Source organism: Robinsoniella sp. (assembly GCF_034124845.1).
Genome location: NZ_JAWYAJ010000203.1, coordinates 14,578 through 16,171 on the forward strand (window position 1 = coordinate 14,578; position 1,594 = coordinate 16,171).

Genomic DNA, 1,594 nt, shown 5'->3' on the forward strand with positions numbered 1-1,594 from the left:
CGTGCTTCTGCGAGCTTCGCCTCCGCCGCTGCTTCTGCTGCACTCCTGTGGGGAACATATACGATGGATGGATCTGCTGATTCTCCGCTGCCAACGATATAGGTCATCTTCCCGGCTGTTCCGTTATGATTCCCCGCTGTCCACTTCAGGGTCAGGGAATCCAGATCTCCGCCCTGGGGAGGAATGATTTCTAAATCTATGTTGTCTGTCCCATCCCCTCCCTGGACAAATGACCCGTCTACTAATTCCTGGACCCCCTGGAGCGCGCCCGTATCAATTTTATTACCGCTTTTTCCGTTGATTTTCAATTCTCCGTCACGGACAGAAAAAGCGGTCGGTGCGGGATTTTTGTCATAGCCGGAAGGCGGACTGACTTCTAAAAAATAATAGTCTCCCACCGCTAATCCTTCTACTTCTATTTTTCCATCCTCATCCGTCATATAGCTGCCAATTATAATATCTGTTTCCGGAGCAAAGCTGTCACCCTGTTTCCGATACAGGACGTATTTAGCGCCCCCTTTGGGCTTACCATCATCTTGGCCGGTTTTTATCAGGGAGATCCTGTGGTCAGTGTGAACAGTTCCTTTCTCAACTTTTGTATACATTTTAATCTCAAAAGGTATTCTCCAGGATATCGTGGATGCGTTTGACTGCACATCATCAAACCCGGAATCGGTTATTACAAACCAGTTCATTCTGGAATCATTTGCGGCTCCCAAAGTAATAAACAGCTTACCGCTTCCCAGTATGTTCGACAGTTCAAGGCTTTCGATTTTACCGCCCTTAGCAGAAACCTGGGTCCCTGTAGATGAGCCATCCATTTCCCGGATTTTAATACTGTCTTCGCGGATATTTACATGATCATTCCCTGCATAAAAGGAGAGCGGCACGGTATAGGTTCCGGCAAATGAATCCGTTCCGTCAACGACATACTTCAGAACTTCATCATCCAGTTTCACAACATTATCCGTCAGGAGTGGCTGTAAGTTAAATCTGCCTCCTACCCAGAGCGGATATTTACGGATCGGATTGCCATATACATTTACTTCCATGGAGCGTCCAAAAATGCCATAGTAGGTCTGCTCATCCGGCGTGACTTCCGATTCAATAACCGCATTTGATATGGACAGGGGTCTGATATCCACAATGTGATTATATGAAATGTCCCATTTCGCACATGATTTCAGTACGGAGATTCCTTCTATGTCGGTAATGTCCTTATTGCTTGCATAGATGGTTCCAGTATAAGATTTTAATAATTCCACAACGGTTGAGAAATTATTTTTCTCCAAGGTATTCCCATCCAGAAAATTAGATGGATCTGCCATTATAGAATCGTATATCGCCCGGGCGAAATTCTGATCCTTTATTCCTGCTGCCTGTATCGATTCCGGGTTAAAATCCCGGATATCTAATTTTGGCATTCCCTGATCCCGGTTGGAAGTTTCGTTTTGTGATTCTGATGGCGGCTGGGATTCCGGCTCTGTCGGAGCTTCTGTTTTGGGCTGGGTTTCCGCCTCTGTGGGGGCTTCCGATTTTGGCTGGGTTTCCGCCTCTGTGGGGGCTTCCGATTTTGGCTGGGTTTCCGCCTCTG

The 1,594-nt window shown here is 46.8% G+C and carries 1 protein-coding gene; it reads right to left on the bottom strand.

Going from position 1 to position 1,594, the window contains the following annotated elements:
* Positions 1 to 1,594 (bottom strand): SpaA isopeptide-forming pilin-related protein (locus ACH2DQ_RS09440; protein ID WP_395026522.1); only part of this gene is annotated, 1,594 nt, incomplete at both ends.